This window comes from Janthinobacterium sp. PSPC3-1 (genome assembly GCF_049896105.1).
Lineage (GTDB): Bacteria > Pseudomonadota > Gammaproteobacteria > Burkholderiales > Burkholderiaceae_D > Janthinobacterium.
On sequence record NZ_JAFCTQ010000007.1, the window covers coordinates 1 to 18,288 of the forward strand.

Annotated in this window: 10 protein-coding genes; all 10 read left to right on the forward strand. The window is 66.9% G+C overall.

The window, feature by feature from the left end:
• Nucleotides 1-63: 63 nt before the first annotated feature.
• The 10 genes from iolE to recD all read left to right on the forward strand — a co-directional run bounded on the left by iolE (nt 64) and on the right by recD (nt 18,287).
• Nucleotides 64-978: a myo-inosose-2 dehydratase gene (iolE, locus tag ACP7B7_RS09690; protein WP_426076533.1), complete on the forward strand. Its 915-nt coding sequence runs from the start codon at nt 64-66 to the stop codon at nt 976-978.
• On the forward strand, nt 975-1,772 hold the full coding sequence (gene iolB, locus ACP7B7_RS09695; protein WP_426076534.1) for a 5-deoxy-glucuronate isomerase: 798 nt from the start codon (nt 975-977) through the stop codon (nt 1,770-1,772). Before iolE ends, iolB begins: the two co-directional genes overlap by 4 nt.
• A gap of 13 nt (nt 1,773-1,785) precedes the next feature.
• The gene (locus ACP7B7_RS09700; protein WP_426076535.1) at nt 1,786-3,285 is read left to right on the forward strand and encodes a CoA-acylating methylmalonate-semialdehyde dehydrogenase; all 1,500 of its coding nucleotides are present in this window, start codon (nt 1,786-1,788) and stop codon (nt 3,283-3,285) included.
• A 60-nt stretch (nt 3,286-3,345) separates the two neighbouring features.
• Nucleotides 3,346-3,999, forward strand: coding sequence for an ANTAR domain-containing response regulator (locus ACP7B7_RS09705; RefSeq protein WP_426076536.1), 654 nt, complete (start codon nt 3,346-3,348; stop codon nt 3,997-3,999).
• Nucleotides 4,000-4,102: 103 nt separating this feature from the next.
• The gene (locus ACP7B7_RS09710; RefSeq protein ID WP_426076537.1) at nt 4,103-5,272 is read left to right on the forward strand and encodes a CmpA/NrtA family ABC transporter substrate-binding protein; all 1,170 of its coding nucleotides are present in this window, start codon (nt 4,103-4,105) and stop codon (nt 5,270-5,272) included.
• Nucleotides 5,273-5,299: 27 nt separating this feature from the next.
• Nucleotides 5,300-6,073 (forward strand): uroporphyrinogen-III C-methyltransferase, encoded by a 774-nt coding sequence (gene cobA, locus ACP7B7_RS09715; protein ID WP_426076538.1) that lies wholly within the window; start codon nt 5,300-5,302, stop codon nt 6,071-6,073.
• A 109-nt stretch (nt 6,074-6,182) separates the two neighbouring features.
• Nucleotides 6,183-9,182 (forward strand): CHASE domain-containing protein, encoded by a 3,000-nt coding sequence (locus ACP7B7_RS09720; protein WP_426076539.1) that lies wholly within the window; start codon nt 6,183-6,185, stop codon nt 9,180-9,182.
• 48 nt (nt 9,183-9,230) lie between these two features.
• Entirely contained in the window at nt 9,231-12,647 is a 3,417-nt protein-coding gene (recC, locus tag ACP7B7_RS09725; protein ID WP_426076540.1) for an exodeoxyribonuclease V subunit gamma, read from the forward strand.
• Nucleotides 12,644-16,300, forward strand: coding sequence for an exodeoxyribonuclease V subunit beta (recB, locus tag ACP7B7_RS09730; protein ID WP_426076541.1), 3,657 nt, complete (start codon nt 12,644-12,646; stop codon nt 16,298-16,300). Before recC ends, recB begins: the two co-directional genes overlap by 4 nt.
• The gene (gene recD, locus ACP7B7_RS09735; RefSeq protein ID WP_426076542.1) at nt 16,293-18,287 is read left to right on the forward strand and encodes an exodeoxyribonuclease V subunit alpha; all 1,995 of its coding nucleotides are present in this window, start codon (nt 16,293-16,295) and stop codon (nt 18,285-18,287) included. The genes recB and recD overlap by 8 nt, the downstream gene beginning before the upstream one ends.
• The last annotated feature ends 1 nt before the right edge of the window (nt 18,288 follow it).

The following is an 18,288-nucleotide window of genomic DNA, read 5'->3' on the forward strand; positions in this document are numbered from 1 at the left end:
GACCCAGCCCGGCGTGCAAGCGGCACGCGCCCGTTATGAACTTGATCGCCAAGGACAAGCAAAATGAACACATGGAACGTAAAAATCGGCATCAACCCGATCTCCTGGATGAACGACGACCTGCCGTCGCTGGGCGGCGAGACGCCGTTGGAAACCGCCTTGAAAGAGGGCGCCGAGATCGGCTATGCCGGCTTTGAGCTGGGCAACAAGTTTCCGAAAGAATCGTCGGCCTTGCGCGCCGTGCTCGGCAAATACGACCTGGCCTGCGTGTCGGGCTGGTATTCGGGCCGCCTGGCCAGCCGCTCGGCGGAAGAGGAAATCGCCGCCGTCGGTCCGCATTTGCGGCTGCTGGCCGACAGCGGCGCCACCGTGATGGTGTATGGCGAAGTGGCCGACGCGATCCAGGGTGAAGCACGGCCGCTCTATAAACGTCCGCGCTTCCAGTCGCAGCAAGCATGGCAGGATTACGCCGACAAATTGACGGTGTTTGCGAAACACCTGCTGGACCACGGCGTGCGCCTGGCCTACCACCACCATATGGGCGCCTATGTGGAGTCGCCGGCCGATGTCGACCAGCTGATGGCGCTCACGGGTGAGGAAGTGGGCTTGCTGTTCGATACCGGCCATATCACCTTTGGCGGCGGCGACGCCTTGACGGTTTTAACGAAGCACATAGCCCGCATCTGCCATGTGCACTGCAAGGATGTGCGGCCGAACGTGATCAAGCTGGCGAGGAATGGCCACTGGAGTTTCCTGCAGGCCGTGATCAATGGCGCTTTCAGCGTGCCCGGCGACGGCAGCATCGATTTTCCGGGCATTCTCACCGCCTTGTACCGCCATGGCTATCAGGGCTGGCTGGTGGTGGAGGCGGAGCAGGACCCGGCCGTGGCGCCCAGCTACCAGTACGCCAAGATGGGCCACGATTACCTGGCAAAGTTAGTGCACGAAATCCCCTTGTTGGGCCGGGAGGCCGCATGAACAGCTTGCTGGTCAAGGCCAATAAAGCCGCTGGAAAAATCGTCGAGGTGACGCCCGCATCGGCCGGTTGGACCCATGTCGGCTTTGCCGCGCACCGGCTGGCGGCGGGCGAACAGATCAGCCTGGAAACCGATGGCCGCGAGCTGTGCATCGTGGTCTTGACCGGCACGGTAACGGTCAAGGCGGGCGAGCAGCGCTGGGAAAACATCGGCGAACGGCAGAGCGTGTTCGAAGACCGCGCGCCGGCGGCCGTGTATGTGCCGCGCCGCATGCGGGTCAATATCATCGCCACCGGCAACGCGGAAATCGGCTTGTGCAGCGCGCCGGGCACGTCCGACCGTCCGGCCCGCCTGATTGATCCGCATACCATGACGCGCTCGGTGCGCGGCAGGGGCGCCAACACCCGCTATGTGTGCGACATCCTGCCGCAGACGGAAGAAGCCGATGGCTTGCTGGTGGTCGAGGTGGTGACACCATCGGGGCACTCGTCGAGCTATCCGCCGCACAAGCACGATAACGACAATATCCCCACAGAGAGTTCGCTGGAGGAAACCTATTACCACCGGCTGAATCCCGAGCAGGGCTTTGCCTACCAGCGCGTGTACACGGACGACCGCAGCATCGACCAGGCGCTGGCGGTGGAAAACCACGATGTGGTGATGGTGCCGCGCGGCTACCACCCGGTCACCGTGCCGTATGGCTACGATGGCTACTACCTGAATGTGATGGCCGGCCCGAAACGGGTCTGGCATTTTAAAAACGATCCGGCCCATGAATGGCTGATGACGAAATAACCAAGGAAAAACAATGACAACCCCGACAATTGGCCACTTTATCGGTGGCAGCGCGATGGCGTCGCGTTCCGAGCGCAGCAGCGACGTCTTCAATCCCGCCACCGGAGCAATCACCGCCAGGGTTGCGCTGGCAAACTCCAGCGAGCTGAACGCCGCCGTGGCGGCCGCCCACACCGCCTTTCCCGCTTGGTCGCAGACCTCGCCGCTGCGCCGCGCCCGGGTCATGTTCAAGTTCAAGGAATTGCTGGAAACCCATTCCGATGAACTGGCGGCCTTGATCACGGCCGAGCACGGCAAGGTGTTTACGGATGCCAAGGGCGAAGTGACGCGCGGTATCGAAGTGGTGGAATTTGCCTGCGGCATCCCGCAGATGATGAAGGGTGAATACAGTGAACAGGTCGCCGGCGGCATCGACGCCTGGTCGATCCGCCAGGCGCTCGGTGTGTGCGTGGGGATTACCCCGTTTAACTTCCCGGTGATGGTGCCGATGTGGATGTTCCCGATGGCGATTGCCTGCGGCAACACGTTTGTGCTGAAACCGTCGGAGCGCGATCCGTCGGCCAGTCTGCTGCTGGCAAAACTGCTCACGGAAGCGGGCCTGCCGGACGGCGTGTTCAATGTGGTGCAAGGCGACAAGGAAGCCGTCGATGGCCTGCTGCACCACCCGGACGTGCGCGCCGTCAGCTTTGTCGGTTCGACCCCGATCGCCGAATACATCTACGCCACCGGCTGTGCGCAGGGCAAGCGGGTGCAGGCGCTGGGCGGCGCGAAAAACCATATGGTGGTGATGCCCGACGCCGATCTTCCACAAACCGTGGACGCCTTGATGGGCGCGGCATTCGGTTCGGCCGGCGAGCGCTGCATGGCCATTTCGGTGGTGGTGGTGGTCGGCAATGTGGGCGACCAGCTGGTGGAAGCCTTGCTGCCGCGCATCGCCGAACTCAAAATCACGCAGGGCATGGACCTGGCGGCTGAAATGGGCCCGGTGGTCACGCAAGTGCACAAGGATAAGATCAGCGGCTATATCGCCACCGGTGTGCAAGAAGGCGCCAAGCTGGTCGCCGACGGCCGCGGGTTTGTCTTGCCCGGCCATGAAAACGGCTTTTTCCTGGGTGGCAGCCTGTTCGACCATGTGACGCCGGACATGACCATCTACAAGGAAGAGATCTTCGGCCCGGTCTTGTGCATCGTGCGCGTGCCCGATTTCGCCACCGCGCTGGACCTGGTCAACGCCCATGAATACGGCAACGGCACGGCCATCTACACGCGCGACGGCAATACGGCGCGCGAATACACGCACCGGGTGCAGGTCGGGATGGTGGGCGTCAATGTGCCGATTCCCGTGCCGATGGCCTTCCACAGTTTTGGCGGCTGGAAACGCAGCCTGTTTGGCGACCACCATGCGCACGGCCCGGAATCGGTGCGCTTCTATACCAAGCAGAAAGCCGTTACCCAGCGCTGGCCGGCATCGACCGCAGCGGGCGCCGAATTTGCCATGCCGACTCTGAAGTAAGCAGCTGGTTTGATTCTTGCTTACTGCTTTGGCTACTTGTCAGCCAAAGCAGAATAGCCCATGACGTCCAGCCGTACCCCTAGTCTTTCCGAGCGTCCTTTGCGCATCGTGGTCGTCAATACGATAGTCGACCACGCCGCGCACACGGATAGCGCGCTGGCCGCCCAGGCGCAGCGCGGCAATGCCCTGCGTATCGGCCTGCTGGAAGCGGGCTATGACATCATCGCCTCGCTGCCTGCCGACCTCTACCTCCCCGAGCGCATTGCGCAACTCCAGCCCGACCTGATCATTATCGACGCCGAATCGGACGCGCGCGACGTACTCGAGCATATCGTCATCGCCACCCGTGACGAGCGCCGCCCCATCGTGCTGTTCACCGAAGACGGCGCCACCGCCAGCATCGACGCGGCCATGGCGGCCGGGGTGTCGGCCTATATCGTGGCCGGCCTGCAGGCAGAACGCATCGCGCCGGTGCTGAACGTGGCGCTGTCGCGTTTTCGCCAGGAAGAAAAGCTGCGCGCCGAACTCGATGACACGCGCCACAAGCTGGCGGAGCGCAAAGTGATCGAGCGGGCCAAGGGCCTGTTGATGACGCATCACGGCCTGACGGAAGAGCAGGCCTACCAGCGCCTGCGCACCATGGCCATGAACAAGAAGCTGAAGCTGGCCGAGATTGCCCAGCGCATCCTGGATGTGGAGGACTTGCTGGGATGACAGGTCGATGCCGGCCGGCCAGCTCATTGTGGTGCGACGCACCAATACAGTGCATTATTTTTGAATGCCGCGCGACACGGCAGACTTTTCAGCAAGGAATGGTATGACTGAGCAAGCGGGTGGTCACATGCGATGGACGCAGCCTGAAAAACACGTGGTCAGGATAGGCTATCTGCCACTGACGGACTGCGCCTCGCTGATCATGGCGGCGGAACTGGGTTTTGACGAACAATACGGCATCAAGATCGAGCTGAGCCGCGAGACCTCGTGGGCCGGCGTGCGCGACAAGCTGGGCAATGGCGAGCTTGATGCCGCCCATGTGCTGTACGGCCTGGTGTTCGGCGTGCAGATGGGGATCGGCGGCCAGCAGCATGACATGGCCGTGCTGATGAATCTGAACCATAACGGGCAATCGGTGGCCTTGTCGGCGGACCTGGCGCGGGCCGGCGCGGTCGATGGCGCGTCGCTGGCGCGCCAGCTGGGCAGCGCCGGACGTCCTTATGTCTTTGCGCATACTTTCCCGACCGGCAACCATGCGATGCTGCTGCAATACTGGCTGGCCGCGCACGGCATCGATCCGGTGCGCGATGCGCGCGTGATGACGGTGCCGCCGTCGCAGATGGTGGCGGCCCTGCGCGCCGGCCAGCTGGACGGCTTTTGTGCCGGCGAGCCATGGGGCGGCAAGGCGATTGCCGACGGCGTCGGCGTGACGGCCACCACCAGCGGCGCCATCTGGCCCGATCACCCGGGCAAGGTACTGGGCACCAGTGCCGCGTTTGCGCGGCAGCATCCGAACACCTGCCGCGCGCTGATCGCCGCCGTGCTCGAAGCGGGGCGCTGGATCGATGCGAGTGACAGCAACCGGCTGCGGATGGCCGCCATCCTGGCCGGCCCCGCCTACCTGAATACGCCGCAGGAACTGCTGGCGCCGCGCATCCTCGGCCACTATTGCGATGGCCTGGGCAAGTGCTGGAACGAGCAACATGGCTTGCGCTTCCATGGCGACGGCGCCGTCAATTTTCCGTATCTGTCCGACGGCATGTGGTTCATGACCCAGCACCGGCGCTGGGGCCTGCTGCGCGACGAACCCGATTACCTGGCGGTCGCCGGCCACGTCACGCGCCTGGACTTGTACCGCCAGGCGGCGGAAATGACGGGCACGCCGGTACCAATCGGCCTGATGCGCAGCTCGACCCTGTGCGATGGCGTGCTGTGGGACGGCAGCAATCCCGAACAGTACGCGGCCTCGTTCGCGATCCGCCACTTTTTTTGAAGTTTGACTGAAAGCAGGAGATTTATCATGGCACAAGGCTACGTTACCCTGGTGGGCGCCGGTCCCGGCGACCCGGATCTGCTGACCATCAAGGCGGTCAAGGCCATCGCGTCGGCCGACGTGGTGCTGATCGACGACCTGGTCAACCCGGCCATCCTGGCCCATGCGGCGCCCGGCGTGCGGGTGGTGGAAGTGGGCAAGCGCGGCGGCTGCGCCTCGACGCCGCAGGCATTCATCGAAAGGCTGATGCTGGCGGAAGCACGTGCCGGCCTGCATGTGGTGCGCCTGAAAGGCGGCGACCCCTATCTGTTCGGGCGCGGCGGCGAAGAGCGCGCCTACCTGCGCGGCCATGGCGTGCGGGTCGAGGTGGTGCCCGGCATCAGCAGCGGCCTGGCCGCGCCGTCGGCCATCGGCGTGCCGCTGACGCACCGCGGCTGGAGCCAGGGCGCGATTTTTGTCACCGGCCACGGCAAGGATGCGGCCTCCGAACCGAACTGGGCGGCGCTGGCGCAAAGCGGGCTGACCCTGGTGATCTACATGGGCGTGGCGCGCGTGGCGGCGATCCAGGCGGGCCTGCTGGCCGGCGGCATGGCGCCCGGCACGCCGGTGGCCGTGGTGCAATCGGCCAGCCTGGACGCGCAGCGCCAGTTGCTGAGCACCTTGCAGGATTTGCCGCCAGCCCTGCAGGCCAGCGGCCTGGGCAGCCCCAGCATCATCGTGGTGGGCGAAGTGGTGCGCTGCGCCGACGCCTGGGACGCGCATGGTGGCGCCCATGCGCTGCCTGTGGCGGCGGCGCGATAAGCCGGCATTTTTTTCGCCGTGTGCGCATCGTCGGCAAGCTTTGATAGTATCCTCATGACGAGCGGGGCGTTATGCCCGCAGGCCGAGGAACCGGAACAAGCGATCGACAATGCATACTCTGAACAAGGGCTGGACGGTATCACAGGTCAGGATATGGGCCGGCGGCTTGCTGCTGGCGGTCGTTATCGGCGGCGCCCTGTATGCGGGGGCGCGGCGCACCATCAACGATGATGCGCGCCAGCGTTTCGACAACCTTGCCTACAGCGCCCAGCAGAGTCTTGCGGCGCGCGTGAAAAGTTATTCCGACCTGCTGCGCGGCATGGAGTCGCTGTTCCGCACCAACGAGAAGCTGACGCGCAAGCAGTTCCACGATTATGTGTCCGGGCTCGATATCGCGCGCCAGTTTCCCGCCGTCGAATCGCTCAACTATGCGGTGGCCGTCAGTGCCGCCCAGCGCGATGCCTTTGTCGCCGCCGTGCGCGCCGACGACAGCCTGGTGGCGGGCGGTTATCCCGCCTTCAATATCCGCCCGCCGGGCCAGCGCGCCGACTACACCGTGCTGACCTTCCTCGAGCCCGATTCGCTGGTGGCCGAGCGCCAGGGCGTCGATATCGGCGCCAATCCGGCCATTGCGCAGGCGCTGGCGCAGGCGCGCGACAGCGGCGAGATCAGCGCTTCGGGCCAGGTGATCCTGATCAAGGGGCCGCCGGCGCGCATCGGCCTGGGCATGCGCCTGCCGGTGTACCGCAACGGCATGCCGCGCGCCACCGTGGCCGAGCGCCGCGCCGCCTACAAGGGCTCGGTCGGGATCGGCTTCGGCGTGGCGCAACTGGTGCGCAGCGCGCTGGAAGGCAATGCCCTGCAGCCGCTGCACCTGACCCTGTACAGCGCGCCCGGGCCGTTTGCGACCACCGGCGAACTGCAGCTCACGCCCCACGACCGGTTGCTGTTCAACGATAACGGCGAACTGGCGGCAAGCCCTCCCCAACCTGGCCAGGACGCCGCGTATTTTGACCAGTTGCTGCCGATCGAATACCACGGCGGCTTGTGGAAAGCCCATTTCCGCGTGCGCAAGAGCGAGCTCTACAGCAGCTTCGACCGCTATCTGCCGGCGCTGGCGCTGGCCGTGGGCGTGGCCGGCACCTTGCTGGCCTATGGCTACATGCTGACCCTGTATCTGTCGCGGCGCAATGCCATGGCCCAGCGCGCCATGCTGGAATCAGTCCTCGACAGTGTCGATGCGTATGTCGTCGTGAAGGACGAAAACCTGCGCTTTCGTTATGTCAATGCGCGCATGCTGGAGATCCTCGAGCGGCCCATCGAGCAGGTCCTCGGGCGCCAGGCGGGCGAGCTGATCGGAGAGGAACTGGCGGCGACTTTCCATGCCCGCGAGCAGCAGATCTGCGCCACCGGCGTCAAGTTCGTCGGCGAGGAACGCTTTGTCGACCTGCACGGCAAGGTGCATCACCTGTGGAGCGTCAAAGTGCCGATGGGCCCGCCGGGCGCCGTGACCGGCCTGATCGGCCTGTCCACCGACGTGACCGAACTGCACCAGCTCAAGGAGCGCGCGGACGCGGCCAGCCAGGCCAAGAGCGACTTCCTGTCGAACATGAGCCATGAAATCCGCACGCCGATGAACAGCATTATCGGCATGGCCCACCTGGCCCTGAAATCGGTGGCCGATGCGCGCCAGCGCGACTACCTGCAGAAAATCTACCATTCAGGCCAGCACCTGCTGGGCCTGATCAACGATATCCTCGACTTTTCCAAGATCGAGGCGGGCAAGCTGGAACTGGAGGTCAAGCAGTTCCGGCTCGATACCCTGCTGGCGAATATCTCCAGCCAGCTCGGCGAGGCGGCCGCCGCCAAGCCACTGCATCTGCATTTCGACATTGCGCGCGACTTGCCGCAGCGCTGGTGCGGCGACGCCCTGCGGCTCGAACAGGTCTTGCTGAACCTGACCAACAACGCCATCAAGTTTTCCGACAGCGGCCATGTGTACGTGCGCGTGCGCATGGACGCGGAGGGCGGCCGCCAGGCCATGCTGCGCTTCGAGGTGCAGGACAGCGGCATCGGCATGAGCCCGGAAGAAGTGGCGCAGCTGTTCCGCTCCTTCCACCAGGCCGACGCGTCGACCACGCGCAAATATGGCGGCAGCGGCCTGGGGCTGGTGATCAGCAAGCAGCTGGCCGAGCTGATGGGCGGCGAGGTGGGCGTGCACAGCCAGCCGGGGCTGGGCAGCACCTTCTGGTTTACGGCCCGCCTGGACAAGTACGCGGGCGCGCCGGAAGACAGCGGCGGCGCGGGCGAGCCGCCGCTGCTGGACGTGATACGGGGCGCCTCCATCCTGCTGGTGGAAGACAATCTGTTCAGCCAGCAGGTGGGCTGCGAACTGCTGGAAGACGCGGGCGCCATCGTGCGCGTGGCCAATAACGGCCGCGAGGCGCTGGAACTGCTGGCCCGGCAAAGCTATGACTGCGTGCTGATGGACGTGCAGATGCCCGAGATGGATGGCTTCGAGGCGACCCGCCGCATCCGCGCCGATCCGCTGCTGGCGGGCCTCCTGGTGATCGCCATGACGGCCAATGCCGGCAGCGAAGACCGGGTGCGCTGCCTGGAGGCGGGCATGGATGAATTCCTCACCAAGCCGATCGCGCCCATGCTGCTGTTCCAGCTGCTGGCCAAATGGCTGCGCCGGCGTGGCGGCATCGTCGTGCAGGCGCCATCTGCCGTGACGCCGGCCGGTGGCGCGCGCGACGCCGCGGTGCTCGACGTGGCGGCGCTGTCGCTGACCTTCAGCAACGATCCCGTCAAGATGCGCAAGTACGCCCAGCTGTTCCTCGACACGGCGCGCGACGGCCTGGCCGAAATGGAGCAGGCGCTGGCGCTGGAAGACCTGAAGCGCCTGGCCGACCTGGGCCACCGCACCAAGTCGTCGGCGCTGGCTGTCGGCGCGAATGCATTCGCGGCCCTGTGCCTGGCGCTGGAAGGCTTGCGCCATGGCGGCGACCTGCCGCAGGCGCGCGCGCTGATGGCGGCCATGGGGCCGGCGCTGGCGCAGGTGGCCGAACAAATTTCCCTCGATTTTGCCAACAGCGACACCACCTGACGCAGGCAGCGGCGATAATAGGCGCTGGCCCACCCTGAACCTCATCGCATGCACACTCCCATCACGCCTGGCCTGTTGATTTTGCACGGCAACCAGCTGGAACACCTGCGCGCCGCCGTCTTCCAGTGGCTGCGCAATCATCCGCTGGCGCCGCTGGAAACCGATATCTTCCTGGTGCAGTCGAACGGCGTGGCCGAATGGCTGAAAATCGCGCTGGCCGAGGAAATGGGAGTCTGCGCCGCCACCCGCATCGCCCTGCCGGCGCGCCTGCTGTGGGAAAGCTACCGCGGCATGCTGGGCCGCGAGCGCGTGCCGCGCGTGTCGCCGTTCGATAAATCTCCGCTCACCTGGCGTCTGATGCGGCTGCTGCCGTCCCTGCTGGCCGACCCTGTTTTTGCGCCGCTGCGCTACTTCCTGGCCGATGGCGATTGCGAACGGCGGCTGCAGCTGGCCGAACGCCTGGCCGATCTGTTCGACCAGTACCAGGTGTACCGCGCCGACTGGCTGGCCGACTGGGCGGCCGGGCGCAATGTGCTGAAAACGGCGCGCGGCGAAGCGATCGAACTCAAGGAAGAGCAGTTGTGGCAGCCGCAGCTGTGGCGCGCCGTCAACGCCGACGTCGAGGCGTTCGAGCGCGACACGGGCCGCGCCGATATCCACGACGCCTTTCTGGCGGCGATCGCCGCCGGCGAACTGCCTGCCGGCAAGCTGCCGCGCCGCGTGGTGCTGTTCGGCGTGTCGGCCTTGCCGTATCAAACCCTGCAGGCGCTGGCGGCGCTGGCGCGCCACACGCAGGTGGTGCTGGCCGTGCCCAACCCCTGCCAGTACTACTGGGGTGACATTATCGAAGGGCGCGACCTGCTGCGCGCCAGCTACAAGCGCCAGCAGCAGCGCAACGGCCAGGATCTGGCGCAGCTGCCGCTGGAAGAACTGCATGCGCACAGCCATCCGCTGCTGGCCAGCTGGGGCCGGCAGGGGCGCGACTTTATCCGCATGCTCGACGAATTCGACGAACAGGCGCACGCCGAAGGGCGCGACCACAGCCTGCGCATCGACCTGTTCGGCGACGAACAGGGCGTCACGTTATTACAGCAGGTGCAGGTCGCCATCCGCGAACTGCGTCCCCTGGCCGAACATGAGCAAGTGCCGCCCGAGGAGGATGACCGCTCGATCGAATTCCACGTCACGCACAGCGTGCAGCGCGAAGTCGAGGTGCTGCACGACCAGCTGCTGGCCATGTTTGCGCACAGCGGCCAGACCGGCCTGCGCCCGCGCGACGTGGTGGTGATGGTGCCCGATATCGATGTGTTCACGGCGGCGATCCACGCCGTCTTCGGCCAGCACCGCCGCACGGACGCACGCTTTATTCCGTTCGAGATCGGCGACGTCAAGGACCGCAGCGTCAATCCGCTGCTGGTCGCCCTGGAATGGCTGCTGCAACTGCCGCTGCAGCGTTGCCGCCAGAGCGAGGTGCGCGACCTGCTCGACGTGCCGGCGCTGGCCGCGCGCTTCGGCCTGCAGGGCGACGATCTCGACACCCTGGGCGCGTGGATCGAAGGGGCCGGCGTGCGCTGGGGCCTGGACCGCGAACACCGCGCCGGCCTGGGCCTGGGCGCGGCCGGCGAGCAGAATGCCTGGATCTTCGGCGTGCGGCGCATGCTGCTCGGCTACGCCAGTGGCAGCGGCGCCAGTTTCGACGGCATCGAGCCGTATGCGGAAGTCGGCGGCCTGGACGCCGCGCTGGCGGGCTCGCTGGCGCAGCTGGTCGAAGCGCTGCTGCACTGGCGCGCCGTGCTGGCGCAATCGCGCACGCCGGCGCAATGGGGCGTGCAGGCGAGGGCGCTGCTGGCGAGCTTTTTCGAGGCCGGCGACGAGGGCGACCGCCTGACCCTGGCGCAGCTGGAAGGCGCGCTGCAGGGCTGGCTGGAAACCTGCGAGCATGCGGGCTTTGTCGAGACGGTGCCGCTGGACGTCTTGCGCGTGGCCTGGCTGGGCGCGCTCGACGAGCCGACCCTGAACCACCAGTTCGTTTCCGGTGGCGTCACCTTCTGCACCCTGATGCCGATGCGCGCCGTGCCGTTTCGCGTGGTATGCCTGCTGGGCATGAACGACGGCGACTTCCCGCGCCGCGCGCCGAAAGCCGATTTCGATTTGTTGGCGCTGCCCGGCATGGCGCGCCCGGGCGACCGCTCGCGCCGCGACGACGACCGCTACCTGATGCTCGAAGCCCTGCTGGCCGCGCGCGATAAATTGTATGTCAGCTGGGTCGGGCGCAATGTGCGCGACAATTCCGAGCAGCCGCCTTCGGTGCTGGTATCGCAGCTGCGCGACTACCTGGCCGCCGGCTGGTCGCTCGACCGTGACTTGACGACGCTGACCACCGCGCACGCGCTGCAGCCGTTCAGCCGGCGCTATTTTGAAGACGGCGGCTTGCTGACCTATGCCGGCGAATGGCGGATCGCCCATGCCGATGCGGGCCAGTCGCCCGAGCTGCTGGCGCTGGGGCCGTATGAACTCGACCCTGGCACCCGGCTGAGCCTGGGCGAGCTGGCCAGCTTCGTGCGCCAGCCCGTCAAGTATTTTTTCCGCCGCCGCCTCAGCGTGCACTTTGCCGACGCGGCCATGCTGGGCGAGGACGAAGAACCGTTCGGCCTGAATGCCCTGGAGCGTTATCTGCTGGAAGACACCATGCTCGATGATGGCGGCGCGCAGGAAGCGCTGGCGGACGTGCGCGCCGGTTTGCAGGCGCGCGCCGACAAGCTGGCGCGCGAAGGCGTGCTGCCGATCGGCCTGATCGGCCGGCAAGTGCAGGAGCAGCTGGTCGAGGCGCTGGTGCCGGTGCGCAGCGCCTGGCTGTCCTTGCGCGCCTCGTTTCCCGAGGCGGCCGCCAAGCGCGCCATCGCGCTGCCGTTCGGCGAGCTGCTGGTCGAGGACTGGCTCGACAAATTGCGCGGCAACGGCGGTGAAACGGCCTGGCTGGAGCAGATCTCGTCCAAGGTGATGGATAAGTCCGGCCTGGCGCGTGGCGACAAGCTGATGCTGATGTGGCTGCGCCAGCTGGCCGCCGCCGCGATCGGTTTCCCCGTCACCGGCTACCTGGTGGCGCGCGACGCCATCGTCAGCATGGCGCCGCTCGACCCGGCCGCCTCGCGCGCGGCGCTGGCCACCTTGCTGGCGCTGTGGCGCGAGGGCATGAACCACCCGCTGCCGACGGCCTGCAAGACGGGCCTGGCGCTGGTGCAGGAGGGCGATCCGCGCGCCGTGTATGACGGCGGCTTCGAGATTGGCGGCGAGCGCGAGGAACTGTGCCTGGCCCGCCTCTGGCCCGAGTTTTCCGCGCTGGCGGCCGAAGAGGCGTGGCAGGACTGCACGCGCGAGCTGTACGGCCCGCTGGCCGACTGGCTGCGCGAGCATGTCACCCTGGACCCGATAGGCGCGCCGGACGGCGCGGGAGAAGAACCATGACCAGCCATCTGCTCAACCCGCTGGCGTTTCCGCTGCACGGCTCGCGCCTGATCGAGGCGTCCGCCGGCACCGGCAAGACCTGGACCATCGCCGCGCTGTATGTGCGCCTGGTATTGGGCCACGGCGATGAAGACACGGCTTTTTCGCGCCCGCTGCTGCCGGCCGATATCCTGGTGATGACGTTTACCCGCGCCGCCACGCGCGAGCTGTCGAACCGGGTGCGCGAGCGCCTGATCGAGGCGGCCGCTTATTTCCGCAATGAGTCCGATGGCAGCGATCCTTTTCTCGACGCGCTGCTCGATTCCTACCCGGACGACAGCGCGCGGCAAAAGGCGGCGCACCGGCTGATGCTGGCCGCCGAGACCATGGACGAGGCGGCGATCTTCACCATCGACGCCTGGTGCCAGCGCATGCTGCGCGAACACGCGTTCGACAGCGGCAGCCTGTTCGACGAAGAACTGGTCAGCGACGAGCAGGCGCTGTTCGAGGATGCGGCCCACGATTACTGGCGCCAGCAGGTCTACCCCCTGCGCGAGCAGGCGCTGGCCGTGCTGCTCGACTGCTGGCCCGATGTGGCGGCGCTGAAAAAAGCCGTGCGCGAACTGGCGCGCCGGCCCGGCATGATGGGCCTCGGCGGCGAGGAAGCCTTGTCGTCGCTGATAGCCCGCGAACAGCAGGCCTTGGGGGCGCAGCTGGCCGGCCTGAAGCAGGGCTGGCTCGCGCGCGCCAACGCCATGGAAGCGTGGATTGCCGGCCACCGCGCCGCCAATCCCAAATGCTTCAACGGCGTCAAGATGAAGCCCGATAACCTGGCGAAATGGTTCGACGGCCTGCGCCGCTGGGCGCAAGATCCCTTGCTGCTGATGCCGGCGATTACCGCCAAGGCCTGGGAGCGTTTGACGCCCGCCGGCATCGAGGACGCGTTTGCCAAGAGCTTCACGGCCAGCGTGCCCGAATGTTTCGAGCATACCGAACAACTGGGGCGTGACCTGGCGGCCATCACGCCGCTGGCGCACACCCTGCACCTGCACGCGGCGGCAAGGATCGCGCGCCGCATGGACAAGCTCAAGCGCCAGTCGCGCCAGTTCGGCTTTGCCGACATGCTGCAGCGCCTGCACGACGCGCTGGCCGGCGAGAACGGCGCCGCGCTGCGCCAGCGCATCGTGGAACAATATCCGCTGGCGATGGTCGACGAATTCCAGGATACGGCGCCCGCCCAGTACCAGATTTTCAACCTGCTGTACCGGATTGCCGACAACGACCCGGCCCAGGGACTGTTCCTGATCGGCGACCCGAAACAGTCGATCTACGGCTTTCGCGGCGCCGATATTCAAAGCTACCTGGCGGCGCGCCGCGCTACCGAGGGGCGCCACTACCAGCTGGGCACCAACTACCGCTCGACGGCGCCGCTGGTGGCCGCCGTCAACCAGCTGTTTTTACATGCCGAGCGGCCCGAAGTGCCGTTGGGCGCCTTCCGCTACCGCACGCCGGACGCCAATCCGCTGCCGTTCGAGGCGGTCGCTGCCAAGGGGCGCGACGAACAACTGGTGAATACGGACGGCGCGCTGCCGGCCCTGCTGGCCGCCTGCGCCAGCGACGAGTCGCTGCGCGGCGATACTTACCGCGCGTATTTTGCCGACCACTGCGCCGAGCATATAGTCGCCATGCTGAACGACGCGCAAGCGGGTTTTGACGGCCCCGATGGCTTTGCGCGCCTGCAGCCGGCCGATATCGCGGTGCTGGTGCGCGACCGCAAGGAGGCCGGCGCGATCCGCCGCGCATTGGCGCGCCGGCGCGTGGCCAGCGTGTATTTGTCCGACAAGGATTCCGTGATCGACAGCGAAGAAGCGGCCGATGTCCTGCGCTGGCTGGCGGCGCTGGCCAATCCGCTCGATGGCGGCCTGGCGCGCGCCGCGTTTGCCACCCGCACCATCGCCTTGCCGCTGGGCGAGCTGGCGCGCCTGTCGAGCGACGAGCTGGAATGGGAGCGCCGCATCGAGCAACTGAAGGCGCTGCACCTGATCTGGCAGCGCCAGGGCGTGCTGGCCATGCTGCGCCGCTTTATCCACGAGCTGCAACTGCCGGCCATGCTGCTGCAGCAGACGGGCGGCGAGCGCCGGCTGACCAATCTGCTGCACCTGGCCGAACTGCTGCAATCGGCCAGCCGCCAGCTCGATGGCGAGCAGGCGCTGATACGCTGGCTGGCCGAGCAGATCGAGGGCGGCGGCGAGAGCGGCGACGAGCGCGTGCTGCGGCTGGAAAGCGACGCCGAGCTGGTGAAAGTGATCACCGTGCACAAGTCGAAGGGTCTCGAATATCCGCTGGTCTACCTGCCGTTCGCCGTCACGGCGCGCAAGGCCGAAAAGCGCAACCGCAGTTTTGTCGACTATGCGGACGAGAACGGCGAGCGCCACCTGGACCTGTCGCTGTCGGACGAGGCGATGGCTTTTGTCGAGGAAGCGCGCATCGAGGAAGACTTGCGCCTGCTGTACGTGGCGCTGACGCGCGCGCGCCATTTTCTGTGGCTGGGCGTGGCCGCGCTGGCGGCGCGCAAGGCGGGCGAGAATACCCTGCACGAATCGGCGCTCGGCTATCTGCTGACGGGCGGCGACAAGCTGCCGGGCGAGCAGCTGCAGCAGCGCTGGCACGAGGTGTGCGGCGGCTGCGACGCGATCGCGATTTCCAGCCTGGCGCAGCCCGGGCCCGCCACCTTGTTGAACCGCATCGAGCACCGCCCCGAATTGCGCGAAGCGCCGCAATTCACGGGCCGCTTCGAGCGCGACTGGTCGGTCGGCAGCTTTACCTCGCTGACGCGCCAGATCGGCGCCATCGCCAGCCATGTGCCGCAGCGGGCGCTGGAAGAAACCTTGCTTGAAGACGGTACAGGCGTGGCGCCGGTCCCCAGCCTGCCGGCGCCGCACACGGCCGACGCGCCGTGGCACCGTTTTCCGCGCGGCTCGATGCCCGGCAATTTCCTGCACGAGCAGCTCGAATGGATGGGGGGCGAAGGCTTCGATTGCGTGCATGACGCCACTTTCGATGCGCGCCTGGCTGCGCGCTGCGAGCGGGCCGGCTGGGGCAATCGTCAGGAGGACGCCATCGCCTGGCTGCGCGAGGTGGCCATCACGCCGCTGCCGCTGCTGGACGCCTCCCTGGCGCAACTGGACAGCACCTTGCCGGAGATGGAGTTCTGGTTCCCCAGCGAGCACCTGGCCACCGAGGCGCTCGACCAGCTGTGCACGCGCTTGCTGTTGGATGGCGCGCCGCGCCCGGTGCTGCCGCGCCGCCAGCTGCACGGCATGCTGAAGGGCTTTGCCGACCTGGTGATTGAGCGGGAAGGGCGCTACTGGGTGCTCGACTACAAATCGAATGCCCTGGGCAATAACGACGCGAGCTACCACACTGAGGCGCTGGCGGCCGGCATGGCCCAGCACCGCTACGATATCCAGGGCGCCATCTATATGCTGGCGCTGCACCGGCTGCTGAAAAGCCGGCTGGGTGAACACTACGATCCGGCGCAGCAGCTGGGCGGGGCGATTTTCCTGTTCTTGCGCGGCATCGCCAACCCGGACACGCACGGCTGCTACTGGCTGGCGCCGCAGCTGGAACTGCTGGACGGCCTGGATCAATTACTGGAAGAGACGCATGCATAGCACCACCCTGGAACCCTTGCTGGCCTTTTTCGATGGCGTGGCCGATACCGGCCAGGTGCGCCGCCTGGGCGCGGCCTTTGCGCGCTTTGTCGGCAGCCTGGCACAGGACCAGGCGCCTGCGCCCGATGCGCCGGCGCTGGCGGTCGCCTGCGTGGTGCTGTCCGAGCTGGAAGGGCGCGGCCACAGCTGCGTGATGCTAGCTGAGCTGGCGCATGCGCCGTCGCAGCTGATGGGCTGGACGGACGAGCAATGGCAGGCCGTGCTGGCCGTCTCCGGGCCGCTGCCCGCCACCCTGGAAGACTGGTGCGTGCTGCTGGCCAGGGCGCCGCAGGTGTGGTCGGCCGGCGTGGCTGACATGGTGGACGCTCGGCAACCGCTGGTGCTCGACGGCGAACGCCTGTATCTGCGCCGCTACTGGCGCGATGAAACGGCCGTCGGCATGGCCATCGCCACGCGCGCCGCCACCGTCGTGGCGCCCCCATTGCCGCAGGTGCGCCAGTGGCTCGATGTGCTGTTCGACCGGCCACCGGAGGGCGGCGGGCCGGACTGGCAAAAAGTCGCCTGCGCCATCGCCCTGCGCGGCAAGGTGGCCATCATCACGGGCGGGCCGGGTACCGGCAAGACGTATACGGTGGCCAGTCTGCTGACCTTGCTGTTTGCCGTCTCGCCGCAGCCCGAGCAGCTGCGCATCGCGCTGGCCGCGCCCACCGGCAAGGCGGCCGCGCGCCTGAAGCAGTCGATCGACCAGGCGTTGGCGGGGCTGGCAAAGAAGGTCGGCGCGGCGGCTGGCAATGCGCTGCCCTTGCTGGCCCTGGCGCAGCGCATGGGCGCCGCGCGCACCCTGCACAGCCTGCTGGGGGCGCGGCCCGGCACGCGCGCGTTTGCCCACCATGCGGGCAACCAGCTTGACGTGGACGTATTGATCGTCGACGAAGCGTCGATGGTGCACCTGGAGATGATGGCGTCGGTGCTGGACGCGCTGCCGCCCACCGCCATCCTGATACTGCTGGGTGACAAGGACCAGCTGGCGTCGGTCGAGGCGGGCGCCGTGCTGGGCGATCTGTGCCACGATGCGCAGGCGGGCGGTTACGACGCGGCCACCATCGCCTATGCGCAGGCAGCCAGCGGCGTGGCAATTCCCGCCGGCTTTGCGGGCGATGCCGGCGCGCTGGCGCAGCAGACGGTGATGCTGCGCCACAGCCACCGCTTCGGCGGCCCGATCGGAGAATTGGCGCTGGCCGTCAACGATGGCCGGCCGGACCTGGCGAAAGCCTGTTTTGCCAACGACGCCGAAGGCAGGGTGGCGTGGAAGGTGCCGGCCCAGCCGGAAGAGGTGCTGCGCCTGGCCCTGGGGGGCCGCGAGGGCGCGCCGGGCGGCTACCGGCCCTACCTGGAACTGGTGAATGCGGGCAGTGAAGGTCACTTTGATCATGACGACTGGGTGCGCGGCGTACTGCGCAGCTTCGAGGCGTTCCGCATCCTGTGCGCCGTGCGCGACGGCGAGTGGGGCGTGGCGGGCCTGAATACGGCGATCGAACTGCGCCTCGAAAGGGAGGGCCTGCTACGGCGCGCCGAATGGTATGTGGGCCGGCCCGTGATGGTCACGCGCAATGACTACGGCACCGGCGTGTTCAATGGCGATATCGGCCTGACCTTGCGCGATCCGTCGCGGCCTGCTTCCTTGCGCGTGTATTTCCTCGAAGGCGACAAGGTGCGCAGCGTGCTGGCCACCCGCTTGCGCCAGGTGGAAACGGCGTTCGCCATGACGGTGCACAAATCGCAGGGGTCGGAATTTCGGCACACGGTGCTGGTGCTGCCGCAGGAGGGCGGCGCCATGCTGGCGCGCGAACTGGTCTACACCGGCATCACGCGCGCGCGCGACTTTTTTACCCTGGTATCGCCGACGCAGGCGGTGCTGTTCGACGCAATTTTGCGCCGCACGCAGCGCGCCAGCGGCTTGCGTGGCCTGATCGCGCAGTCGCCTTAGC

What these genes read in the sequence shown, in the direction of transcription:
- iolE (WP_426076533.1), top strand. Translation starts at nt 64, where the DNA reads ATGAACACATGGAACGTAAAAATCGGCATCAACCCGATCTCCTGGATG.
- iolB (WP_426076534.1), top strand. Translation starts at nt 975, where the DNA reads ATGAACAGCTTGCTGGTCAAGGCCAATAAAGCCGCTGGAAAAATCGTC.
- ACP7B7_RS09700 (WP_426076535.1), top strand. Translation starts at nt 1,786, where the DNA reads ATGACAACCCCGACAATTGGCCACTTTATCGGTGGCAGCGCGATGGCG.
- ACP7B7_RS09705 (WP_426076536.1), top strand. Translation starts at nt 3,346, where the DNA reads ATGACGTCCAGCCGTACCCCTAGTCTTTCCGAGCGTCCTTTGCGCATC.
- ACP7B7_RS09710 (WP_426076537.1), top strand. Translation starts at nt 4,103, where the DNA reads ATGACTGAGCAAGCGGGTGGTCACATGCGATGGACGCAGCCTGAAAAA.
- cobA (WP_426076538.1), top strand. Translation starts at nt 5,300, where the DNA reads ATGGCACAAGGCTACGTTACCCTGGTGGGCGCCGGTCCCGGCGACCCG.
- ACP7B7_RS09720 (WP_426076539.1), top strand. Translation starts at nt 6,183, where the DNA reads ATGCATACTCTGAACAAGGGCTGGACGGTATCACAGGTCAGGATATGG.
- recC (WP_426076540.1), top strand. Translation starts at nt 9,231, where the DNA reads ATGCACACTCCCATCACGCCTGGCCTGTTGATTTTGCACGGCAACCAG.
- recB (WP_426076541.1), top strand. Translation starts at nt 12,644, where the DNA reads ATGACCAGCCATCTGCTCAACCCGCTGGCGTTTCCGCTGCACGGCTCG.
- recD (WP_426076542.1), top strand. Translation starts at nt 16,293, where the DNA reads ATGCATAGCACCACCCTGGAACCCTTGCTGGCCTTTTTCGATGGCGTG.